Origin of the sequence: uncultured Shewanella sp., from assembly GCF_947491715.1 — a bacterium.
Lineage (GTDB): Bacteria > Pseudomonadota > Gammaproteobacteria > Enterobacterales > Shewanellaceae > Shewanella.
Genome location: NZ_CANLKR010000002.1, coordinates 87,684 through 110,668, shown reverse-complemented (window position 1 = coordinate 110,668; position 22,985 = coordinate 87,684). Strand labels below are relative to the sequence as shown.

Below are 22,985 nucleotides of genomic sequence, written 5' to 3'. Positions count from 1 at the left end.
CAGCTCATTTGCCTCTTTATTTTAGCCGTATAGATGTTAAGATGGCTAAAATGACGTTATTCATCCCCGTATTTATGGAACAGCGCTATGAAAAAAGAAACGCAAATTGTGAGTTTAGGTCGACAAAAAAAGTGGACTCAAGGCGTTATCAACCCGCCTGTCGTCAGAGCGTCCACCATGACATTCGATACCATGGACGATATGGCCTTCGCCATTAAAAATAGAACCCAAGGTGAAATGTTTTACGGTCGACGTGGCGGCCCCACTCATTTTGCATTTCAATCGGCTATTGCCGAGCTTGAAGGCGGTGTGGGAACCGCATTATATCCTTCAGGTTCTGCTGCGATAACGGGTGCACTATTATCTTTTTTAAAAGCCGGCGATCATTTACTCATGGTCGATAGTGTTTATGAACCGACACGAGATCTGTGTAACAAGTTACTCGCAGGCTTTGGAATTGAAACGACGTTTTACGATCCGCTCATCGGCAAGGATATTGCCTCATTAATAAAGCCCAACACTAAGGTGGTATTTTTAGAATCACCAGGCTCTATTACCATGGAAATCCAAGACGTCCCCACCTTGAGTCAAATTGCCCATGAGCATAATCTCGTGGTCATGCTAGATAATACTTGGGCATCGCCGATTAACTCACGTCCTTTTGAACTAGGTGTTGATATTTCAATTCAAGCCGCCACAAAATACATTGTTGGGCATTCCGATGTGATGATGGGCACCGCAACGGCCAATGAACAATATTGGGATCAATTAAGAGAAAATAGCTATTTACTCGGACAATGTACCTCTCCTGATGATGTCTACTTAGCCAGCCGAGGCTTACGTACACTCGGGATCCGCATGGCGCAACATGAACAAAATGCACTCAAAGTCGCTCACTGGTTAGCGGCACGCCCAGAGGTCGATCACTTAAGGCATCCAGCTTTTGAAACCTGTCCAGGACATGCCTTCTTTAAACGCGATTTTACTGCGGCGAACGGTCTATTCTCCTTTGTCTTAAAAGAAGGCAATCGCGCCTCAATTACCGCCTTTGTTGAAAATATGCAACATTTTAAGATGGGCTTTTCATGGGGCGGTTTTGAAAGCCTGATCTTAGGTATATTTGGTATTGATAAATTACGCACTGCGACACAATGGGATAGCTCAAAACCCCTTATACGCCTGCATATTGGACTTGAGAATGTGGATGATCTTATTAAGGATCTCGATGCCGCTTTCTCACGTTATCATGAAGTGCTCAATAAAAAATAACGAATGTTATCTTTTCAAGTATATTGATTAAAAAGTAATAATAATCCTATTCAGCAAGCAGGATTATTATTACTACTATCAAGGCTCTCTCCCAAAGACAACCTCATCTAAAAGCAGTGCTAACGTATTTAGTCTACATATATTGAAACAATTTTCACACTCTCTAGCTCGCAATATTCAGATTATATTCAGTGCCATTCACACAAAATCCCTCCCTATATTAGAAACGATTTAACATTGAGGTATTGATATGTACACCACAAATTACTTATTCACTCGACCCGCCTTATATGACGATAAAAAGGGCGTCTTTTCTTATTATAATTTACCAACACAAGGCCCACACCTTAACAATATGAAGCCTATTAGCTACTGTTCATCTTTATTACTAATCTTATTTTTATTTATTTAAAATCAAACATCTCAATTTAATTTTATGATTGGGAGATAGCCTTTAGATATGTAATAAAAGTTCCATTAAGTCTGAACACCGATATTGAGACGCAATGCTATACTTAAATTGATCGTTTCTGTATATGAGTATCCAGATTTAAAGGAGTGATATTATGTTTAGCACGGCTCGATACCCTACGATTAATACCGATAATACCCGTCTTTTATTGCTGTTTAATTTATTTATATTCAAGAAAAAAACAAAATCTGTTTTATTCTTTTTAGGTGAAATGGCCTTTCTCCTCACCTTCAGTATTCTTGAAGTGTCGGCCAATGATAATGCCTCAATTAATGAAGCTTCGACTCCACCAGTAGAACTCATTCCAGATTATAAAAAAGATAGCCCAACGCCAAAAGTCAACAGTATTACCCATCAAGAAACTAATGATCCTCGCAGCCTAGAGGCTTGGCCTAATACCAGTACTCAAGACCCATTGAGTCACAAGGTACTTTATCAGGAATGGACAACCCCAGATTCAAATGAAAATGAATATATCGACGCAAAAGTAAGACAAAAAAATAATCAAGCTTTTTTAAAGTGGTTAAAGCAGCTCAATCAAGAAAAAAAGAACAATTAAATACCTTATCATTCATTCGCTTCTCCCCTTTTTAAACACCCAACGACAAGGAGTCTATTATGGCATGCCTACGCCAACACCTTATTATCATCTTAATCACATTCTTCCCCTGCCATACGCTTATTGCAGACATTTTTATTAGAGTAAAGGAGCGTAGATGATTAACACATCTCTCTCGAACATAATTTCACCACGAAAGAGCAACAGGCTCTAGTGTGCCTATAGGGTCGTGAGGTATAATGTGAGATTATCTTTATTTTAGGAGTATCCTTCTTTGCTATTTACCGATTTTCAGCTTGATAACCGTCTATTACAAAGCCTTAAGCACATGGGGATCGACACCCCTACCGACATTCAAGAGCAAGCAATCCCTGTCGCTCTTGCAGGTAAAGACTTAATGGCTTCTTCTAAGACCGGCTCAGGTAAAACACTGGCTTTTTTATTGCCCGCCATGCAAAGAATGATTTCCACTCGTGCGCTCAGTAAGCGCGATCCAAGAGTTGTGATCCTACTCCCCACTCGAGAGTTAGCGACACAAGTCTACAGCCAACTGCGTTTACTCGTCGCCAATACACAGTACAAAGCCATCAAAATCTTGGGCGGTGAAAATTTTAATGATCAGGCTAAGTCATTAGCGCGAGATCCACACTTTATTGTTGCCACACCAGGTCGTCTGGCCGATCACCTTGCTCAGCACCATCTTCATTTGAACGGATTAGAACTCCTCATCTTAGATGAAGCCGATCGCATGCTGGATTTAGGTTTTGCTCCTCAGTTACAGGCTATTCATCGAGCAGCCGATCATAAACGTAGGCAAACATTAATGTTTTCAGCTACTTTGGATCATACTGACATCAATAATATTGCAGCTGAATTATTAAATTCCCCTGAACATGTCGCCGTTGGCGCGGCTAACACTTCACACGCTGATATTACCCAGCATGTCTATTTATGTGATCATTTAGATCATAAAGAAGCCGTTCTCTCTCGCCTACTAAGCCAAGATGAACATAAGCAAATTATTATTTTTACTGCCACACGACAAGATACTGGCCGCTTAGCAGATAAATTAGCGAAGCAAGGTTTCAAAACCGCAGCGCTCAGTGGTGATTTAAATCAAGGTCAGCGCAACCAAATCATGGATCAGTTTAGCCGTGGGTTGCAAAAAATATTGATCACAACCGATGTGGCTTCGCGTGGACTGGATTTATTAAATGTCTCCTTGGTCATCAACTTTGATATGCCAAAGTTTTCTGAAGAATATGTCCATCGTATTGGTCGTACAGGGCGTGCTGGCAGCAAAGGAGATGCCGTTTCACTGGTTGGCCCCAAAGACTGGCGTAACTTTGAAAATGTGCAGCAATTCTTGCATAAAACCTTTACACTCAGCGTGTTCGATGATTTAAAGCCTAAATTTTCAGGTTTAAAAGATAAGCCTAAGCGGACTAAAAACACATCATCAACTGTGAAAAAGCATAAAAAAACAACCAATAATAAGCAAAAATCAAAAAATGCACCCGCAAAACGAGATAAACGTTTTCTGTCTGGTGTGGATGTTGGTGATGCGCCCATGCTAAGAAAACCAAAGAGTCCGCTACAAGATGAATAAACACGACCATCATAAGTCGTTTAGGAATAATAAGCAGCCATGACCCATAGCAGCTTATCCATTTGAAGTAAGTTTTAGAATGACAAACGTATCTCTAATCACAGCCCCTTTTGGCATTAGAGGTGCAACTAGCCAATACTGACAGTTTTATAGGTAATTTATGAGAGTTTGTGGAGTTGAATTAAAAGGTGGTGAAGCCATCATCAGTTTACTAAGTTATGAAGGGGACACGTATAATGTTCCTGATTGCCGTCAACAGTCTTTCGCAGTGTCACATTCTGATCAAACAGAATCCATTCGCGATTTTCATTTTGCTTTCAGTAAACTCATGCAAGACTATCATGTTGATGAAGTCATTATTATTTCCCGCGAGCAAAAAGGCAAACAGGCAGGCAGTGCTACCAGTTTTAAACTTGAAGCAGCTATTCAACTCATTGATATACCTGTTTCGTTCATCAATCCAGTCAATATCAAAGAGCAGCTAAAGCGCAACCCGCCTATGGTTGACTTTGATGGTTTAAGCATGAAACGCTTTCAAAAAAATGCGTTTGAAGCCGCTTACGCTTATCATACTCTCAATATTTACCAACAGGATTAATACTAAAGGGCGTATTTTACGCCCTCATTTTCAATGACAGCACTCAAATACCTCAGTGGCTACCCGGCTCACATTCAACAACAAGTATCGCAATTACTGGAACAAGGCAAACTTGTTCAGCATGTAACCGCGCGCTACCCACAACCTCATGACATTCGCAATGATAAAGCCTTATACCGTTATACACAGGCGATAAAAAATACTTTTTTACGGAAAACACAACCTGTCACCAAAGTCATTTACGACGATAAACTCACTCTCAGTCATCAAGCCTTGGGGCTACACTCGTATGTAGCGCGCAAACAAGGCAGTAAAATTAAAGCCAAAAATGAAATTAGGATCAGCGCTAAGTTAAAAAAGGGACCAGAAGCCTTTTTGCGTATGTTAATCGTGCATGAACTCGCACACTTAAAAGAAAAAGAACACAATAAAGCCTTCTATAAACTGTGCGTGCATATGGAGCCCAATTACCACCAGCTAGAATTTGATTTAAGACTTTACCTCACTTTAGTCGACAATAATCAAGATCCCTATCAGATAATGAATTAACTCATTGATAATGGATAGCCAGCCAGAGTGTTTCTTCATTTGGGGTTGTCCAGCTCACTCTATGCTGGCAATGGGCAGGGATCTCAATGGCCTCACCGATTTTCAAACCTATTATATTACCATCGATAAATGTTAATTCAGCCTCGCCCTTTAATACCATCACCCATTCATTTTTTGATTGATTATACCATTGCCCTTCAGGTGTTACATGGGCCTTTGAAATAATACGTTCAATGAGAATATGCTCATTTTCAACCAAAGGTTGAAAGACTTCTTTAGTGAGATCCAAGGACGATGGAAGGTCAAAGACGTTTATTTTTTTCATAAAGACTCTTTTAGATTAAGTTTAAATATTGACTGATAATGATTTTCATTTACAATGAAGTCAATCTTTTGTAATTGTCGGTATCAGTCCTTGTATGATAAAGAGTGAGTTCCTTAAAAAACAGCAAAAATATACTCAAAAATTAATGAAAGCCACCGACAAAGCGAAACAGTATGATTCACTGGTATTCGACTCGCCATTAAATGATGAATTAAAATACAAAAGACTTAGATATCATAATAAAATAGCAAAGTATCAAACAAAATTAGCAGTGCTTAAACTCAGTCTAAAACAACAAGTATTTACCGCCTCACCAGCTTATTTCGAAACAGTATTACAGGTTACTCGATACGCTTGGTCACATGAGATAACTCCATCGAACAAAAGCCATCTGTCTCCGGCAAAAAATGATAAAAAGCAAACATTAAAGATAGTGGCAACCCCAGAACAGCAATCTGCCGTCTCCTGCACCGCTCTAGAACGTTTTTCGTTCAATAAAAGTTCATCGAACGATATTGTCATCAAAAAAGTCTTTACGGTTCAACACAAAATAAGGAAAAGCCGTCGCTGTAAAAACTGTCCCGCACTGAATAATATAGGTGCTTGTCGCTGTGAAAATAAACAACGACAAGCCGGATAATCCTACTCTTTTTTAATTACCCCATCATTTTCTTACATTTATCAACAATCAAAGCAAACGCTTTCTTATCTTTAGAAGACAGTTCTTTAGACATGGGGATTTTTGCTTTCATCGCATCCACCGCACGGCCATTAATTAAAAATTCATAATGTAAATGAGGCCCTGTGATCCTTCCCGTATTTCCCGTCAGCGCAATCACTTGTCCTCGCGTCACTTTCTGCCCCTTTCGAACCAGCGCTTTTGACAAGTGTAAGAAACGAGTACGGTATTTACTGCCATAATCAATCACAATATATTTCCCCGCATAAGGGTGATTGGTCACCATAGTCACGACACCATCACCGGGTGCAATGACCTGAGTCCCTATGGGGGTAGCAAAATCTGTTCCGTTGTGAGGGGCAATTCTCCCAGTTACTGGGTGTAACCTTCTGGGATTAAATCGAGAGCTGATCCGGTAATTATGTTTGAGAGGGATCCGCTGAAAAGCCCGCTGTAAACTTCGGCCTTTATCATCATAGAAATTCCCATCACTATATCGGTAAGCATTAATATCTCGACTACCTCGATGAATATCTATCCCTAAAATATTACTGCTTCCCGTGGCTTCACCGTCCACAAACTGATCACTTATCAAAACCGAAAATTTATCCCCTGCACGTAGATCTCTGGCAAAGTTAATTTTATCTTTCAATAGCGCTTCAATACGTTGAATTTCAGAGGCTGTCAGGCCCATTTTTTTTGCCGATAAATAAAACGATCCCTGAATTGCCCCTTTAACGGTACGATTTTGCCAAATCCCATCGATATTAATCTCTTCAGCATTAAAAGATGCATCATCAAAACGGGTAAAAATCACTTGTCTTGCAGGGCTAAAATATAACTCTAATTTCTGTAGTTGCCCTTTGTCATTTAACCAAAATTGAATGGTATTGCCCGGCATCAATGTATCTAATGCTAGTACATTCAAATCTGCTTCCAATACTTGATACATGGTTTGTTGATCAATTTTTGCCTCTTCAAACAGACCACTTAAGGTATCGCCTTTTACCACTATTTTTTCAAAATCGGGAACCTCAGCTTTTAGCACCTTATCCACAGGACGAGATTCTAATTGTGAAAGCCAATTATCTTTATCTAAAGTCACAGCAATACGCCGTTCACTAGGCGAATGACTATGAGGCCACAAAAGCACTCCGCCAAACAATAACCCTAATCCTAAAATCATTGTTTTGTGCTGTAACGGCAGCTTGCCCATTCCCCATTGAGGCATTTTAAAAAATGAATTCTTGTTCGACTGCAAAACCTTGCCCCATCTCTCTTTAATGAACATAAATCATATGAATTGACGTAAAAAATGAACACAAAAAATCCAATCCATAAGAAACAACAAAATAAGCGCTAGTTTATAGCAGAAAAAGCCCATCAGGAACTATTAAACTTCATTAATCGATGCTAAACCAATCACGCTAAACCAAAGCACTAGAAATACACAAATCTCAAATAGTCAACTTCAGCAATAAAAATGCGTGAGTCTAGTGACATAACACGACAATAAGGCCGCAGCCTGTATGTAAAAAATGAGATGACGTTAAAGTAAGTGTTTCAAGCTGAACCTTTGCTGGCTCATCTATTAGAATCTTCTATTAACCACTGAATGCTCCTCATTGTGGTCAACATTTCCCAGAAAGCTCACAACCTAGAGTACACGAATAAGACTCGATTGGTTAACGAATAAAGCAAGCGGGAACAAATTGTAAAAAATGTAAATATTTAATCGAGAGAATAAAAGCGACGAAAATGTGCCAGTAATACTGATTAACCTAAGCTCGAGATCACACGTGTCAGCAAATCATAAATATAAATCGCTATATTATGTGTTTATTTTTGAATAACTTGTTCATTTGTTAAATGCCGACATTTTTGTCAATATCAAGGCGATATTTAGCGACGCTGCTTAACCCGATTGCCAAGACGCATTAAAGCGCCTCATTCAAGGCGCTCTTTTGACTGGCTGTAAAAAACAGCTTTCCCCTCTCTTTAAACTACCTTAACCAAATATGGCATATTGTGTCATCAGAATTTTAATACTCATAATCAATGACATACTTACCACTAATGGCTTAACGAGTTTCGTTCCTTGACTCAGCACTAAACTTGCCCCTAATGAAGCGCCTACAGCTTGTCCGAACAACATGATGCCACCGAGTAACCATAACACTTTACCGCCTAGTGCAAAAAAAATTAAAGACGCGATATTCGTTGCTAAATTCAATACCTTAGCGTGAGCAGTTGCTTTTGCTAAACCAAAGCCTAATAAAGAGACAAAAGCTAAAGCAAAAAAACTACCGGTACCTGGGCCGAAAAAACCATCATAAAAACCGACTCCTAGTGCAGCTGTTAATGCAAACGCGCCGACACCCAACACTTGATGTCTATCCTGATCGCTCATTTTTTTTGAAAATAGAAAATAACCACCCAGACTTAATATTAAAAACGGCAATAAGATTTCTAAAATACTGGCATCAATCAATTGAACCCCAATGGTTCCCATCGATGCTCCAATAAAAGCGCACAGAATTGCCCACTTTATCTCACTCAGTTTAATCACACCTTTGCGAATGAAATAAAAGCTCGCAAAAAAGCTGCCACCACAAGCCTGTAATTTATTGGTTGCTAATGCTGCCGTGGGTGATAGCCCCACCCACATTAATACAGGGATCGTTAGCAATCCACCACCACCAGCAATTGAATCAATAAACCCTGCAAAGATAGCCACAAAGAAAAGGATTAAAGCCAGATGTATACTCAGTTCAAATTCCATAAAAAAATGTATTCAGTTAATCGTCAAGAGGGAGCCATTAAACGCTTTTTGCAACATAAGTACAAAGGAGTTATTCTAGCCTTAGTGTGAGCTTTTCTCTTGCAAAACTCACTTACTCATCGATTCACTGACCCATTAATAGGCTCACTCATGTTTAAGGATTTACCACCACTGAATGCATTACGTGCTTTCGAATCCGCAGCCAGACACTTAAGTTTTACGCTCGCCGGTAAAGAGCTTTTTGTCACTCATGGGGCGATCAGTAAACAAATAAAACTGTTAGAAACTTATTTAGGCTTGCCTTTGTTTATTCGTTTACATCGACAATTGGTATTAACGGATGAAGGACAACGTTACCTTCCCCATGTACAAACAGCCCTTCAATCACTGAATAACGCCACATATGACTTGAAAAGCCAGCCTTTACAGACTCAAACATTATCCATTAATGTGCTCCCCAGCTTGAGTATTAGCTGGCTTATTCCCCGTATTGAAGAGTTTAAATCACAATACCCTAATCTCTTTGTTGACTTATCTATCGGTGATTTTCCTGTTGATTTTACAAAGCAGAAATACGATATTGCTATTCGCAGTACAACAACGCCCCCTAAAGCCATGAGAGTAATTGACTTAATGGATGAAGATTTATGTCTAGTGTGCTCACCCACTTTAGCTAAAAAGCTCAATAGCATTAATGATATTAATAAAATGACATTACTCAAACATACGACTCGCCCCGAACTTTGGGAACAATGGGCGAAAACAATGGGCGTCACACTCACGGCAAAGAAGAATTTTGCCGTTGAGCATTTTTATATGTTGAGTCAAGCCGCAGTAAGTGGCATTGGCATGGCTCTGATCCCCCGTTTTTTTATTGAACAAGAATTAAAAGAGGGCAGCTTAGTCCTGCCCTTTACTGAAAGATTTACCAGTCCTTACCGCTATTACATTCTGACCTCAAAGAGCAAACAACTCGCCCTTAAGACGCAAGTGTTTATTGACTGGCTTTTGGCTCTTTTTTCCGATTACCGTGAAAAGCCACAGCAATAATCAGACTCATGCTACACAGGTAAAATAGCCGCCACTAAACCAATTAAACCGCCAAACACACCGCCCCAAACCACTAGCCAGCCTAAGTGTGTTTTAATCATATCTTGGATGATTTGCTTGACCAGTTGTGGCGTCAATTCATCCAAACGTTGCTTCACGATATCTTCAATTTGCACTTGAAGCTCTTCTGACATATGACTTTTAGAAAGTTGAGCTTGCAATACTTGGTGAAAATCATCACTTTGAGCTATGTCAGCTAAGGCTGACTTCATTTTATCGATAAAAGGGGCTTTTAAAGGCAGGATCGCTTCACTTCCCCCCATCATGGCCAACATGCCACCCAATTGAGAGTTCTCAACCGTGGTGACTAATCCATCAAAAGCGGGACTTAAATCCACTTGCTCAATAACAGGTGCAAGATTCAAGGGGGCAGTATGCTCACTTTGCCCAGAAATAAAACGTTCAATATTCTCACTGGTAAAGAATTGCTTCATCATTAAATGCGATATACCCGCCTTAAATTCTTCAAAACGAGAAGGAACAACCCCCGAACCATAGAGACCAGGGATCTTTTCAAACAACATATGAATAGCTAACCAATTTGTCACCGCACCTGATAGGGCAAACAATCCAATAGATAAAATAATAGGTTGAGGTAATAAATAACCCACAATGACTAAGACGGCCGCGATCAGGTTAGTCGTTAAACTTTTATTCAAGCTTTCTCTCCATAAAATAACATCAGCACTTAATTAACGGCATATATTACCAATGGTGCGGTAAAATGAGCAATCATTTACTCCTACATAAGCGTATTGAGTGATCCACTTCTATAATAAAGAATTAAAAATAAGTTCAAATCGATGTTAAATAACCTCAGAGGAAAAAATGCCAGCGAGAACACCGACTCACAAAAATAGACTTCAACGTCTTTTAACAAAAAGGCCCTTTTATTCTCTCATTTTGATTGTCAGCTTACTGTATTTATTCCTATCTATTTCAATAGGTTTTATCCTTCCCCACCTGATAAAACAATATGCCCCAAAGCATATTGAAACTTGGTTAAATCGGCCGATAACGCTCTCTGACATTAACATCAACCCCATTCATTGGCATGTGACAATCTCAGGGTTTGCATTACAAGAGAAGAATGGTGATAACTTCATTACATTCAAACAATTAGATTTCACCTTTCAATTTTGGCAATCCCTTTTCAACCAAGCAATAACCTGCTCTAATGTACGCTTAACCAAACCTGTTATCCACATTACTCGTTTACCCGATTCTCCCGACATCACTTTTAATTTCTCAGATATCCTTCAACGCCTTGCAGCCAAAGATCCAATAGTAAAGGGGGCGCCAAACACTCAAAATGAACAGCAAAATTCTTTGCCTGGGTTTATCGCCAATCGTATTCAGATTAACAATGCTCAAATGTATTTCATTAATACCATCAACAATCGCCAACTTCAGTATCGTGATATTAACCTTTCCCTGAATACCCTCAACACAAAAGTCAAAATAAAAGACGGAAACCTTGAAAGGTATAACACCTATGAGGTGAGCCTTGTGGGGGAAGAAGGGGGAGAAATTTCAACCCAAGGACAATTACAAGTCTTGCCATTTGACCTAAAAGGGCAAATAACACTGAACAAGCTTTCCCTTCCCGTTCTCTGGGAAATAGCAGCCGATGAGTTTCCTGCACAATTACAACAAGGACACCTCAATGCTGTTGCTGACTACCACTTTATGACATCTCATCACCAACAAGATAATACGCTATCCCCTTTTATTAATATATTGGTCAATGATGCAAAAGTGAGTATCAATAACCTCAGCTTATCTCATCAAGATGCACGTTTTTTGTCATTGCCTTTAATGAAAGTTGAAGGCATTGACTTCAATCTCGGCAGTCGAAAGGTCAATATTAAAAATATCTCAACTCAAGGACTGAATATAGACGCTAATGTTGACAAGCAAGGCATAGATATCATCACATTTATCACTCCCTCTAGAAGCATAACGCCACCTGAGGATCACGAGCCCCCATATTCAACCGCCCCTTGGTTATTCACAGTCAATAAAACACAAATAGAGCAAGCAAAAATCAACCTGACTGAATCTGTCTTATCAACTCCTCAGTTATGGCAATTTTCCAATCTCAATGTTATAACGGGTCAAATAGACTCTAATTTCAATCAGCCTATGGATTACTCCACTCGCTTTTCAATAAATCAGCAAGGGGAGTTTAACGCTAAAGGCACCATTGACTTACAACATTTATCGAGTATCTCAGATATCAAGCTCTCTCAATTACAACTCGCCCAATTCAAACCTTATGTCGATCCATACCTCAATGTTATGACAATAACAGGAACAATGAACTCAGAAGGAAAGCTCACCGTCGATAAGACACAACAAGCGCAATTTAATGGCAAAGTCACCATTGAAGGCTTCACTCTGAATCATTCTGAAGAAGCTCCCTTGATTTCTTGGCAAAGTATTTCAGCCCTCGGTGTCGAGATGATGCAAAAAAATAATAATGTCTCTGTTGACTCTATTGACATTCAACAAGCAAAAATTAACCTCATCAAAAGGAACAATGGACAATTCAATGTTGGATCTGTGGTGAAAGCCCCATCACCAAATACCCAAACAGCTTCAGTTTCTGCAATAAAAAAGACCTTACAGAACAAACATACTGAATCAACGATAGCCGCCTCAGATCAACAAACAAAGCCACTTAACCTCAAGATTAATCAAATTAGCATCCATGAGAGCACACATGACTTTGAGGATAGAAGCATATCCCCTACTTTTAACAGCAGTCTTACCAACATCAATGGCACCCTAAAGAACATCAATTTGGTTCAAAAAACCATGGTTCCTTTTGATTTTTCAGCTAATATTGGTCCTCATACTCCCATGACAATAAAAGGAAAAATGGCCCCTTTCTCAACCCAACCTAATACTGAGTTTGAGCTAAATATTCAGCAATTTCACTTGCCCCCACTCTCCCCCTATTCGAGTCATTTTACGGGTTATGATATGGATCAAGGCTTAATGTCCGTTCAATCAAAGTACTATATTCAAAATCAACAATTACTGGGGGAAAACCGTATTTTGATTGAACAAGTGAGCTTACATGATAACACCAGTGTTGAACCACAGACTTCATTACCTCTTCCACTAGCCATTGCTTTGCTGGAAGATAATCAAGGCATTATTACATTAGACTTACCTGTGGCTGGAAATTTAAACGCCCCTGAATTTAATATTGGCACAATACTCAGTACCGCTTTTATTCAATTAATAACAAAGGCAATTAGCTCGCCTTTTACCTTACTTTCCTCGCTTCTCGCCACTGATGACGTGCTTAATACTCTGCACTTCGATGCAGCCAGTCACCAACTCACAACAGAGCAAACACAAACACTATCCCAGTTAGCGAAAGGACTAAGGCAGCGCCCAAAACTCACTGTCACCATAGCCCATACCGATACCCAATTGGATGATAAAAAGGCGATTGCTACCCAACAACTTCATGAAAAAATAGCAAAACAAGTCAATATTGACCTACAAGGTGTTAATCTTAGATTGATTGATCCCTATGTGAGTCAACCAGAACTGGCTAATGCTCTCGTTCAACTCTTTGAGAAAGAAACCAATCAAAAAGCAATAATACTGTCACCCAATGCTCAAGAGCGAAATGAGACGATTCAGCAATCCAAACAACAATGGTATCAAAGCCTTTATGATCACCTTCTTGAAATCCAGCCAGTTTCATTAGCCTCACTCACATCATTGACAGAGTTTAGACTACAAAACATTAAGAATTACTTAGTCAATCAAGGACAAATCAAAGCCAATAGGATCCACCTTTCAAATGAGCCCAAGGAGGCTTACACAACCCCCATCACAGTGAACGTTTTAGTCAAATAGCATTTAAAAAAAATAAACTCAACACTCAAAACAATAGCAAGACTTTTATCCTGCCTAGGCTTAGGTTAAACTCTCGTCGATTTTTATTTTACTTAAGGACCATCATGTTCATTATTCGTTGGCTGTTAGGCCGTATTATCTTGCTGTTGAACTTTATTTTTACGCCTAAAAAACGTCAACGCTCAGCAGAAGAACAGCAAAAAGTGGATGCTATTACACAAAACTTTACCTTATTTGAATATAAAGCTTGTCCATTTTGTGTCAAGGTAAGACGCGCTGCTCGCAGACAAGGGCTGAATATTAACACCCTTGATGCTAAGCAGCCTGAGCACAAGCAAACACTGCTTAATGAAGGTGGAAAAGTACAAGTCCCCTGTTTAAGAATTGAAGAAGAAAACGATGTTCGCTGGATGTATGAATCATCAGCCATTATTGAATACTTAAATATTCGTTGTAAATAACCTTCAGTTACAACTTACTTGTCATGCACACCCATGATTGATGGATCAGACATATGACTTATACCCGTGATACTTGAAGATGCCTGTTTTCAGAGCCTGTAAAAGTGCCTAATTCAAGGCGTATTATTGCAGGAATGCTTATTGCCTTTTAAGGTGATACAACGCAGAAGTAGGTGATTTTACAGACTCCCAAGGGGCTGGTTTAAAAGCCTTTTATACTGCGTTATTGAACATCAGCTTAGAATGACTAAGCACGCTGTTCAAAGCCTTGCCTAAAAGGCTTTTAATTCCAGCTGAATCCTGCATCTTCAAGTATCACGGGTATAACACTTGTCTGATCCTATTAACCCTCACTTCACTGACACCGCTGAGCAATCACCTTTGCAGCCTTCCAACGCTGCTCATTGTCCAAGCTTAGCATCATCTGTTGCTTTTTAGCGCGTAAGCTACTGGCATTATGAGCCTGATTTGACTCTAAAATAGGCCATTCGAAGTGAGTGATAATATCAGCAACCCCCTGAGGATCATTACAAACTAATATCATATTACACCCAGCATCCAATGCCGCTTTTGCCCGTTGACAATAATCCCCCGCAACGGTTGCCCCTTTCATGCCTAAATCATCAGAAAATATCACACCATCAAACCCTAATTTTTTTCGTAATATCGTTTTAAGCCAATAAGATGAAAAACCAGCGGGCTTGGCAGACACTTTTGGATAAATAACATGGGCAGGCATGATCCCTTGTAAGCACTTCTGGCGAATAAGGGCTTTAAAAGGCACCATATCCCATTCTTCTATGCTTGCTTCTTCCCGCTCATCCACTGGTTTCGCTATATGAGAATCCGCAGCAACGCTACCATGGCCTGGAAAATGTTTTCCAACGGCCGCCATCCCCGCTTGCGCCATCCCCAAGACAAACTGCTCAGCCAGAACAGCCACCTCTTGAGGGTTTTCACTAAAACTCCTCAGTCCAATCACTTCGCTCACGCCATTGACATCCAACACGGGAGCAAAACTTAAATCTATGTCACAAGCTAATAATTCTATCGCCATCAAAAAACCCAGCTCTAAGGCCCAGTTTTTTGCCAATGTCATATTCCCCTCAGCCGCCAATAAGATATTCCCCATTGCCGGAATGTGAGTGAATCCCTCACGAAAACGCTGAACTCTCCCACCTTCATGATCAACCGCGATTAATAAGTCCGGTCGACACTGTCTGAGTGATTGGACCAATTCTATCAATTGGCTTCGATTGACAAAATTCCGACTAAATAAAATCACACCTCCCACTTTTGGGCTCATCACTTGCTCAGACTCGATAGCAGACAACTGAGTCGACAATAAATCTAACATTAAATAACTCACAGAGACTCCAAATGATTTACATTAATTGGATCATACCGCCTATCAAACACTCTATATGTTAAGGCTTTTTGACAGTTTATTAATAACATATTCTTATGCTGAGGTTAACTCTATTCATCATCAACCTCGATCATCACCCCTTTCTCATTACTTTTGCTAATATCAAAAAAATGGCAATAGAAAATATAATGATTAGCTTAAGTATAAAATGTGGGATACTTTTTCCACTGGTATAAGAGATAGTACAATAAATAGTACAAAAATAAGGTATGTTAAGATGATCAGTGTATTTGATATGTTCAAAATTGGTATTGGGCCATCAAGCTCCCATACTGTCGGCCCGATGAAAGCGGGTAATATTTTTATTGATACACTCATCAACTGTGATCTTATTGAAAAAACAGATGAATTAAGAGCTGAGTTATTTGGTTCATTATCACAAACAGGTAAAGGACACGGTACCGATAAAGCCGTTGTTTTAGGCCTAATGAGTGAAGCGCCTGACACCGTTGATACTGATAGCGTCCCAGCTATTTTACAAACAGTAACAGAGACAGAGTCTCTGCTACTTACCACAGGAAAAAAAGTCTCATTTACCCGTGAAAATGGCATTACTTTCCATCGCACGAAAACCTTAGAGGCTCATGCCAATGCCATGACTTTACATGCCTATAGTCAAGGGGCATGCCTTTATTCACGTACTTACTACTCGGTCGGTGGTGGCTTCATTCTTGATGAAGAAGAAATAAAAGCCCAAGATGCCTCCCCCGCGACTCCCATAAAATCGGCGCCTTTTGATTTTGATTCTGCCGCTCAATTACTCAATTTATGTACTGAACATGGCTTTAGTATTTCGTCGCTTATGATGCAAAATGAGCTCAGCATACGCAATGAAACAGACATTCAAAATCAGCTATGGCATATTTGGCAAACCATGAAAAGCTGTGTTGAACGGGGCTATCAAAAAGAAGGTATCTTACCTGGCGGTTTAAAACTCAGAAGACGAGCTCCTTCAATGTATCGCCGTTTAAAAGCCGAAGGCAAGCATACTACAGATCCTTTAACAGCCCTTGATTGGGTCGACCTCTTTGCTTTGTCTGTCAATGAGCAAAATGCGGCTGGCGATCGGGTTGTCACCGCCCCAACTAATGGCGCAGCGGGGATCATTCCCGCCGTGTTGTGTTACTACGATACTTTTGTTGAATCGGTGGACTTAGACATTTGCTGTCGATATTTACTCACCGCTGCGGCCATCGGTATTTTATATAAAAAGAATGCGTCCATTTCAGGTGCTGAGGTTGGCTGTCAAGGCGAAGTGGGTGTCGCTTGCTCTATGGCCGCAGCCGCCTTAACCGAGATCATGGGCGGAACGGTGGAGCATGTAGAAAATGCAGCTGAAATCGGTATGGAACATAACCTTGGACTCACATGCGATCCTGTTGGCGGTCTCGTGCAAGTTCCTTGTATTGAACGCAATGCTATGGGCGCAGTTAAAGCCATTAACGCCTCAAGAATGGCACTGAGGGGCGATGGTAATCACAAGGTCACATTAGATAAAGTCATTAAAACCATGATGGACACAGGCCGAGATATGCGCAGTAAATATAAAGAAACAGCAAAAGGCGGCTTAGCCGTAAATATTGTGGAATGTTAATTATCTTAGAGACTGCATTCACATAACAAAAAACACCAACAATCCGTTGGTGTTTTTTATTGAATAATGTTCAATGAACATTGTCTTATCTAACGGGTAACTCCATATTGGCGAACATGGCCTCAATTTGCTGAGGATCTCTTAATGCAACCGCTTTTTCAATCATATCCCTGGTCAAATGAGGGGCAAAATGTTCAATAAATTCATACATATAGGTTCTTAAAAAGTTACCTTTTCTAAACCCTATCTTAGTCGTACTATGAGCAAATAAATGGCTTGCATCAATCGCCACTAAATCTTGATCCATGTCCTCATCAATTGCCATAGACGCTATCACGCCTACGCCCAAGCCTAATCGAACATAGGTTTTTAACACATCAGCACTGGTTGCACTGAACACGACTCTTGGCTCTAAGCCTGCACGATTAAATGACTTTTCTATTTCAGATGCTCTGTCAAAGCCAAAAACATAGGTCACAAGAGGAAACTTACCTAAATCTTCGATGGTAATTTGACTGCGAGCCGCTAAAGGATGATCTCGCGTCACGACAATTGAGCGATTCCAGTGATAACAAGGCAACATGATCAAGTCAGAATATAAATGCATGGCTTCTGTCGCAATGGCAAAATCAGCATCTCCTCGCGCGGCGAGTTCACTGATCTGCGATGGCGTGCCTTGATGCATATGTAAATTCACTTTCGGATAGCGCTTAATAAACCCTCTAATAATATGCGGCAGCGCGTATCTGGCTTGCGTATCTGTTGTGGCAATATTTAATTCACCTTGATCCGGCTTAGTATACTCTTCAGCGACCTTTTTAATGCTCTCAACTTTACCCAAAATATCATTCGCTATCGCGATCACTTGAGAGCCCGCTGGAGTGACATGGGTTAAATGCTTACCGCTTCGCCCAAAAATTTGAATGCCCAACTCATCTTCCAGCATACGAACCTGCTTACTTATACCAGGCTGTGACGTATACAAATTCTCTGCGGTAGCAGAAACATTCAGGTTATGATTTACAACTTCTGCAATATATCTAAGTTGCTGCAGTTTCATCTTTTTTCCTTCAATTCGCTCGTCATACACAGCCAGAACTGCTGGCTCAATTGGCATTTAATTATATTAATTGGTTATAGTCTACCGTGATAATTAAATCAAATAGGAATATATCACAGAGAGGAATAATTACACCTAAGATAAGCACAATATCCTAATTCGATTGCTACCCTAGCGTATTGATATGTAGTAACATTGATATAATTGTTACTTAACGGGTTATTTTATGATATTTACTTTAGTGTTGCTTCTCATTGGAGCACTGCTTCTACTGGTGATCGGCATCAATGTCATACAACAACATAAAGCAAAGATTGATGCTGAAAAACGCAGTGAGCTGGCTCGCCAGCGAGCTATCATAGATGAAACCGATGAGGTGTTATCCAATATAGGATTAATACCAGTCTCCTCTCATATGTTACTTATCTTATATTATCGCATTCAAAAAGCACTTGAAACGGCAACACAGTTAACCCCTAAATCCCATACAGAATATGAACGACGTTCATTGGATTTGAATCAACACATTCAAACCTTAAAAAGTGCACCGCAACCTTTTCCACCTATTGAAGAATTTCAATTACCCGAGCAAGATAAACAGGTATTAGTACTAGTACAAATGCTTAAAAAAATGAAAGCGATACTGAAATCTGAACACCATAAAGGAAAAGTGGATCCACAGCTTTTTACACTCGAAGAAAATCACATTGACAACTTACAATTGAGGATCAATGTCGACGCCATGTTATCAAGAGCGAAAGCGGCCTATTACATCAAACAATTTGGCTCAGCTAAACAAATGATCACCAAAGCCTTATCCACCTTACACACTATTAAAGCACAAACACCCAATGATCCTTTTATCATTCAAAAAGTCGATGAGGCCAAAGCCATGTTAAAAGACATTATGGGTGAACAAACAAGCCAAACAAAAACCACTCAAGAAGAAGCCGATATCGACGTGTTATTCCAACCCAAAAAGAAATGGTAAAATGGTCAAAAGCAGTCATTCTGCAAGCTAATCTTAAACGCTCACACAATCTTAAACGGCTTAGAAAGTGAGCGTTCCACTATTTTATCGGTTAATTAAAGAAATCCTCATTCAGTCGAATATCAAAGCAACAAAAAAAGCCCCTATTAGTCCTACATCAACACACTATCAATACAATATCATGTGTTCTATCTCCCTCTTAGGGACTAACTTAAAGTGATACTTATCTTCATCACTAGGTATGCTCTTAACAAGAAAAACACCGAACATTGACATGTTCGGTGTTTTTCATTGCGTTATTTCATTCAGCCATAAATGACGGAGCATGAAATATCAGTTAGAAAACAACGGTGCCACCTAAGTAAATATAACGACCAAGGACATCATAAGTACCACTCCAAGTATTACCATTACTCACACCAGAAGGCCCATCAGTCATTACCTGTGGTGTTTTATCAAATACATTATTAACACCTAATTGTACATTCAGATATTCTGTCGCCTGCCAGCTACCGGATAAATCAATATAATTCACCGCATCAAAGGTCATGGGATCATTATCTGGATTATCGCGCTCATCAGCTTCACCAATATAACGCCAGCGGCCCGTCAAATTCACATCCCAAGGGGTTGCCCAAGTGGTGGTCATAACATGACGCCATTTTGGCATCGGCGCTTCACAAGTTGTACGGTCCCAATAACCTGCACACTCAATCACTTCGCCACCATTCAAGTTTTGAACGGAAAACTCATCTAAATAAGTCCCCACTAGATTAAAGCGCAAGTCACCCATATCGGTTTCAAGCAAGTAATTAATATCGGTATCAACACCTTTGGTACTGAGATTACCTGTATTGATATCCAATGACTCCACATAACCACTGGTTGATGTACTACCAACCCATAAGTCGCCGGTTGTCGCATTACGATTAATGTACGAACACATCTCAGAATTATTATCAATAGCACAAAAATCAACAATATCGGCAGGGGCAATATCATCGATAGCATCATCAATACTGATATCAAAATAATCAAACGCGATTGAGAAGTTATCTAAAAATTCAGGGGTTAATACTAACCCAATAGACAAAGTGTCTGAGCTCTCAGGTTTAAGTTCCGGATTACCACCTGCATATTGATTGTACTGACCCGCAGGACTTTCAGGAACACTGCCGTATTGAGCAGAAGTGACCCCCGTTCTAGCACACTGGATTTCTGAATAGGCTGGACTTGAAGTTGAACATGGATCTTGGGTCCAGTTAAACAACTGTAACCCTTGCGCAGCATATAACTCATCTAAGTTTGGCGAGCGAGCAGCATGTTGCAAACTGGTACGAATACGAACTGAATCATTCAGTTTCCAGTTCGCTCCTAATTTATAAGTATTGGTTTCATTACCCGTTGAATAATCAGAGAAGCGATACGCGCCCTCAAAGACTAACTCTTCGGCTAAAAACTTATCTTCTAAAATAGGCAAATTAACCTCAAAATAATAATCTTTTACATAATAACTACCAGACAGTGCTGTTTGAGGTCCACCCTGTCCTGCCCCATCCCCACTTTGATAATTTGCATCAGGTGAATAATCCGTGCTTTCGCTGCGATATTCAATACCTGCAACCAACGCAAGACCAGTCGTTGCTGTCGGCAATGTCCAACCAGCATCGGTCATATCACCATAAACATAACCACTGAGTTGAACGGTTTCATTATCCCCACGAGAATAGAGCGGTAAAACCAAGTAATCGATCGCAGCCTGCGTGACCCCTCCTGTTGAAAAAATATCCCAAGGGACACAATCTGTATCATACCCTTCAGAATATGAACGACAAACATTAGTACCTGGATTAGCAGGATCATCTATAACATCTAGCGCTCGAGCAATACGCGTATTGGACATATCGTTATAATAAGTCTCAACGTAACTAACAGTGCCATAATTAGCAAACGCATCATAGGACCATTCATCATTAATATTACCACGAACCCCTAATACGCCACGATAAGTGGTATGCCTGATATCATCTTGTCTCGGCCCGCCTTCCACATTTCGACGGGCAATGGACATATCAGCAGTTCCTGAAGTCGCGCCGTTACAGAAAATAGATAATTGAGTTGGCGACATCATTGAATTATCACAATTAATGGTGTCTGTAGCGAAGAAGTTACCCGATGGCGCAATTTGCGCAACGGTTCGATCATCCATCATGCTCACTTCGGCATACACTTCAGCGTGCTCATTAATTTCATAAAAACCCGTCGCACCCAATAGTTTATTCTCATCGGGTCGTTGATAATAATTCAACGGCCCATAATTATATAAACTAAGACCTGGTGTAAACTCAGAATTTTCTACAGTATAAAAGGTCTCAAAATCAGCTGTAAAGGTTCCTGTTGCACTCGTTGCTGAGCCTGCACAAGACTTATTACTTGCCGTTCCTCCTAATGCACAACCACTGTAATCACGACTACCATTCATGGCTTTATCGACTTTACGATAAACCGCATACATGGTCACATTGCCATTACCATCAGCACTATTTGCCCCTAAACGCATGGAGAAATTATCAGTATCACCATCGGTGACATTACCAGACTCCACATCATAACCAGAACTTGTCACCAAGTTTTGCATGTACGTGTCATCGTTATCATGCTGATAAAAACTGTATTGATAATCGAATTCAAAGCCTTCGAAATCTTTCTTTAAAATAAAGTTAACCACGCCTGCCACCGCATCGGCGCCATAGGTTGCTGATGAGCCACCGGTTAAAATTTCCACTCGCTCAATCATATTTGTCGGAATATTATTTAAATCTGCAGCAGAATTACCTCGAACAGAACCTGCGGGTAATCGTCGACCATTAACTAAAACAAGTGTTCGATAGTCACCTAAACCCCGTAAATCTACTGTTGCTGTTCCATCGGATCCATTTGACACAGTTGAGTTCATTGATGCGACAACTTGTGGCATCTCATTTAAATAATCTTCAATGCGCGTAATACCCGTGGCTTTTATTTCTGCCGCACTGATGGCTAAAATAGGACTCGTTGTAACATTATTCGCTCGCATAATACGCGTACCCGTTACCGAAATACGCTCGACCGGATCAACGTCATGCTCTTCTTCTGTTACTGCGGATGCTAAAGGCAAAGCCAATGCACTGGCAGTCGCTCCCCCAATTAAAGCAAGCTTAATAGATTGCGTTATTATTTTTTTATAAAACATCATCAATCTCCATGATTTTATGTATTATTTCCATAATTACCTACAACAATTACTCTCAAGCTATTTATTCAAAATAATTAAAAGAGTAATTAGATAACAAATAGACTTTGTATCTTTTTGCTAACTCTCCTTTACTCAACGTAAAAGTGGGTTGGAGCTAAAGAAGCAAACATATAATTAACATTTGGGAAATATATTTGTCAATTTTTAAAATTAAAAACACTGATATTAAAAACAAAAAAAGACGTTATAAAAATAAAAGCAATGAATAAAAAACGAATAAATAACCAATATGAGATTTAAAGCTTACAGTATTCGTTCTATGAATATTACGGCAAACAAACCTCAGCAGTCACAATAAAGTATTAATACCAAATAATGACA

General features: G+C 39.9%; 18 protein-coding genes. 11 read left to right on the top strand and 7 right to left on the bottom strand.

What is annotated here, in order from left to right:
- The first annotated feature begins 87 nt into the window (after positions 1 to 87).
- The 5 genes from Q0779_RS03170 to Q0779_RS03150 all read left to right on the top strand — a co-directional run bounded on the left by Q0779_RS03170 (position 88) and on the right by Q0779_RS03150 (position 5,056).
- Positions 88 to 1,269 (top strand): cystathionine beta-lyase, encoded by a 1,182-nt coding sequence (locus Q0779_RS03170; protein WP_298769426.1) that lies wholly within the window; start codon positions 88 to 90, stop codon positions 1,267 to 1,269.
- Positions 1,270 to 1,835: 566 nt separating this feature from the next.
- Positions 1,836 to 2,300 (top strand): hypothetical protein, encoded by a 465-nt coding sequence (locus Q0779_RS03165; protein ID WP_298769424.1) that lies wholly within the window; start codon positions 1,836 to 1,838, stop codon positions 2,298 to 2,300.
- A 274-nt stretch (positions 2,301 to 2,574) separates the two neighbouring features.
- Positions 2,575 to 3,909, top strand: a complete 1,335-nt coding sequence (locus tag Q0779_RS03160) for a DEAD/DEAH box helicase (protein ID WP_298769422.1) — start codon at positions 2,575 to 2,577, stop codon at positions 3,907 to 3,909.
- Between the two features lie 160 nt (positions 3,910 to 4,069).
- The gene (locus Q0779_RS03155) at positions 4,070 to 4,507 is read left to right on the top strand and encodes a DUF3010 family protein (protein ID WP_298769420.1); all 438 of its coding nucleotides are present in this window, start codon (positions 4,070 to 4,072) and stop codon (positions 4,505 to 4,507) included.
- A 33-nt stretch (positions 4,508 to 4,540) separates the two neighbouring features.
- Positions 4,541 to 5,056: a M48 family metallopeptidase gene (locus Q0779_RS03150; protein WP_298769418.1), complete on the top strand. Its 516-nt coding sequence runs from the start codon at positions 4,541 to 4,543 to the stop codon at positions 5,054 to 5,056.
- 1 nt (position 5,057) lies between these two features.
- Here the strand turns inward: Q0779_RS03150 and Q0779_RS03145 are convergent, their stop codons facing one another.
- Positions 5,058 to 5,381, bottom strand: coding sequence for a cupin domain-containing protein (locus Q0779_RS03145; protein WP_298769416.1), 324 nt, complete (start codon positions 5,379 to 5,381; stop codon positions 5,058 to 5,060).
- Positions 5,382 to 5,475: 94 nt separating this feature from the next.
- Between Q0779_RS03145 and Q0779_RS03140 the strand changes: the two genes are divergently transcribed.
- Positions 5,476 to 6,021 (top strand): hypothetical protein, encoded by a 546-nt coding sequence (locus Q0779_RS03140; RefSeq protein ID WP_298769414.1) that lies wholly within the window; start codon positions 5,476 to 5,478, stop codon positions 6,019 to 6,021.
- Positions 6,022 to 6,037: 16 nt separating this feature from the next.
- On the opposite strand, the gene Q0779_RS03135 is transcribed toward Q0779_RS03140, so the two are convergent.
- Both Q0779_RS03135 and Q0779_RS03130 read right to left on the bottom strand, forming a co-directional pair.
- Positions 6,038 to 7,291: a peptidoglycan DD-metalloendopeptidase family protein gene (locus Q0779_RS03135; protein ID WP_298769830.1), complete on the bottom strand. Its 1,254-nt coding sequence runs from the start codon at positions 7,289 to 7,291 to the stop codon at positions 6,038 to 6,040.
- Positions 7,292 to 8,068: 777 nt separating this feature from the next.
- Positions 8,069 to 8,842, bottom strand: coding sequence for a TSUP family transporter (locus tag Q0779_RS03130; RefSeq protein ID WP_298769412.1), 774 nt, complete (start codon positions 8,840 to 8,842; stop codon positions 8,069 to 8,071).
- A 150-nt stretch (positions 8,843 to 8,992) separates the two neighbouring features.
- On the opposite strand from Q0779_RS03130, the gene gcvA reads away from it, so the two are divergent.
- Positions 8,993 to 9,892, top strand: coding sequence for a transcriptional regulator GcvA (gene gcvA / locus Q0779_RS03125; RefSeq protein WP_298769409.1), 900 nt, complete (start codon positions 8,993 to 8,995; stop codon positions 9,890 to 9,892).
- Positions 9,893 to 9,903: 11 nt separating this feature from the next.
- Here gcvA and Q0779_RS03120 read toward each other — a convergent pair whose 3' ends face one another.
- Positions 9,904 to 10,611: a DUF445 domain-containing protein gene (locus tag Q0779_RS03120; protein WP_298769407.1), complete on the bottom strand. Its 708-nt coding sequence runs from the start codon at positions 10,609 to 10,611 to the stop codon at positions 9,904 to 9,906.
- 169 nt (positions 10,612 to 10,780) lie between these two features.
- On the opposite strand from Q0779_RS03120, the gene Q0779_RS03115 reads away from it, so the two are divergent.
- Positions 10,781 to 13,834, top strand: a complete 3,054-nt coding sequence (locus Q0779_RS03115; protein WP_298769405.1) for a DUF748 domain-containing protein — start codon at positions 10,781 to 10,783, stop codon at positions 13,832 to 13,834.
- A gap of 104 nt (positions 13,835 to 13,938) precedes the next feature.
- Positions 13,939 to 14,295 carry a glutathione S-transferase N-terminal domain-containing protein gene (locus Q0779_RS03110; RefSeq protein ID WP_298769403.1) on the top strand — a complete coding sequence of 119 codons (357 nt, stop codon included), beginning with the start codon at positions 13,939 to 13,941 and terminating at the stop codon, positions 14,293 to 14,295.
- A gap of 355 nt (positions 14,296 to 14,650) precedes the next feature.
- Here the strand turns inward: Q0779_RS03110 and nagZ are convergent, their stop codons facing one another.
- Positions 14,651 to 15,664 (bottom strand): beta-N-acetylhexosaminidase, encoded by a 1,014-nt coding sequence (gene nagZ / locus Q0779_RS03105; protein WP_298769401.1) that lies wholly within the window; start codon positions 15,662 to 15,664, stop codon positions 14,651 to 14,653.
- 277 nt (positions 15,665 to 15,941) lie between these two features.
- On the opposite strand from nagZ, the gene Q0779_RS03100 reads away from it, so the two are divergent.
- Positions 15,942 to 17,318 (top strand): L-serine ammonia-lyase, encoded by a 1,377-nt coding sequence (locus Q0779_RS03100; protein WP_298769399.1) that lies wholly within the window; start codon positions 15,942 to 15,944, stop codon positions 17,316 to 17,318.
- Between the two features lie 85 nt (positions 17,319 to 17,403).
- Here the strand turns inward: Q0779_RS03100 and cysB are convergent, their stop codons facing one another.
- Entirely contained in the window at positions 17,404 to 18,378 is a 975-nt protein-coding gene (gene cysB / locus Q0779_RS03095) for an HTH-type transcriptional regulator CysB (RefSeq protein ID WP_298769397.1), read from the bottom strand.
- Positions 18,379 to 18,604: 226 nt separating this feature from the next.
- Here cysB and Q0779_RS03090 point away from each other — a divergent pair, with 226 nt between their 5' ends.
- Positions 18,605 to 19,369, top strand: coding sequence for a hypothetical protein (locus Q0779_RS03090; RefSeq protein ID WP_298769395.1), 765 nt, complete (start codon positions 18,605 to 18,607; stop codon positions 19,367 to 19,369).
- 337 nt (positions 19,370 to 19,706) lie between these two features.
- On the opposite strand, the gene Q0779_RS03085 is transcribed toward Q0779_RS03090, so the two are convergent.
- Entirely contained in the window at positions 19,707 to 22,604 is a 2,898-nt protein-coding gene (locus tag Q0779_RS03085) for a TonB-dependent receptor (protein WP_298769392.1), read from the bottom strand.
- Positions 22,605 to 22,985: the final 381 nt, after the last annotated feature.

Coding starts and splice junctions, on each gene's coding strand:
- Q0779_RS03170 (WP_298769426.1), top strand. CDS start 88: ATGAAAAAAGAAACGCAAATTGTGAGTTTAGGTCGACAAAAAAAGTGG.
- Q0779_RS03165 (WP_298769424.1), top strand. CDS start 1,836: ATGTTTAGCACGGCTCGATACCCTACGATTAATACCGATAATACCCGT.
- Q0779_RS03155 (WP_298769420.1), top strand. CDS start 4,070: ATGAGAGTTTGTGGAGTTGAATTAAAAGGTGGTGAAGCCATCATCAGT.
- Q0779_RS03150 (WP_298769418.1), top strand. CDS start 4,541: ATGACAGCACTCAAATACCTCAGTGGCTACCCGGCTCACATTCAACAA.
- Q0779_RS03145 (WP_298769416.1), bottom strand. CDS start 5,381: ATGAAAAAAATAAACGTCTTTGACCTTCCATCGTCCTTGGATCTCACT.
- Q0779_RS03140 (WP_298769414.1), top strand. CDS start 5,476: ATGATAAAGAGTGAGTTCCTTAAAAAACAGCAAAAATATACTCAAAAA.
- Q0779_RS03135 (WP_298769830.1), bottom strand. CDS start 7,291: ATGCCTCAATGGGGAATGGGCAAGCTGCCGTTACAGCACAAAACAATG.
- Q0779_RS03130 (WP_298769412.1), bottom strand. CDS start 8,842: ATGGAATTTGAACTGAGTATACATCTGGCTTTAATCCTTTTCTTTGTG.
- gcvA (WP_298769409.1), top strand. CDS start 8,993: ATGTTTAAGGATTTACCACCACTGAATGCATTACGTGCTTTCGAATCC.
- Q0779_RS03115 (WP_298769405.1), top strand. CDS start 10,781: ATGCCAGCGAGAACACCGACTCACAAAAATAGACTTCAACGTCTTTTA.
- Q0779_RS03110 (WP_298769403.1), top strand. CDS start 13,939: ATGTTCATTATTCGTTGGCTGTTAGGCCGTATTATCTTGCTGTTGAAC.
- Q0779_RS03100 (WP_298769399.1), top strand. CDS start 15,942: ATGATCAGTGTATTTGATATGTTCAAAATTGGTATTGGGCCATCAAGC.
- cysB (WP_298769397.1), bottom strand. CDS start 18,378: ATGAAACTGCAGCAACTTAGATATATTGCAGAAGTTGTAAATCATAAC.
- Q0779_RS03090 (WP_298769395.1), top strand. CDS start 18,605: ATGATATTTACTTTAGTGTTGCTTCTCATTGGAGCACTGCTTCTACTG.
- Q0779_RS03085 (WP_298769392.1), bottom strand. CDS start 22,604: ATGATGTTTTATAAAAAAATAATAACGCAATCTATTAAGCTTGCTTTA.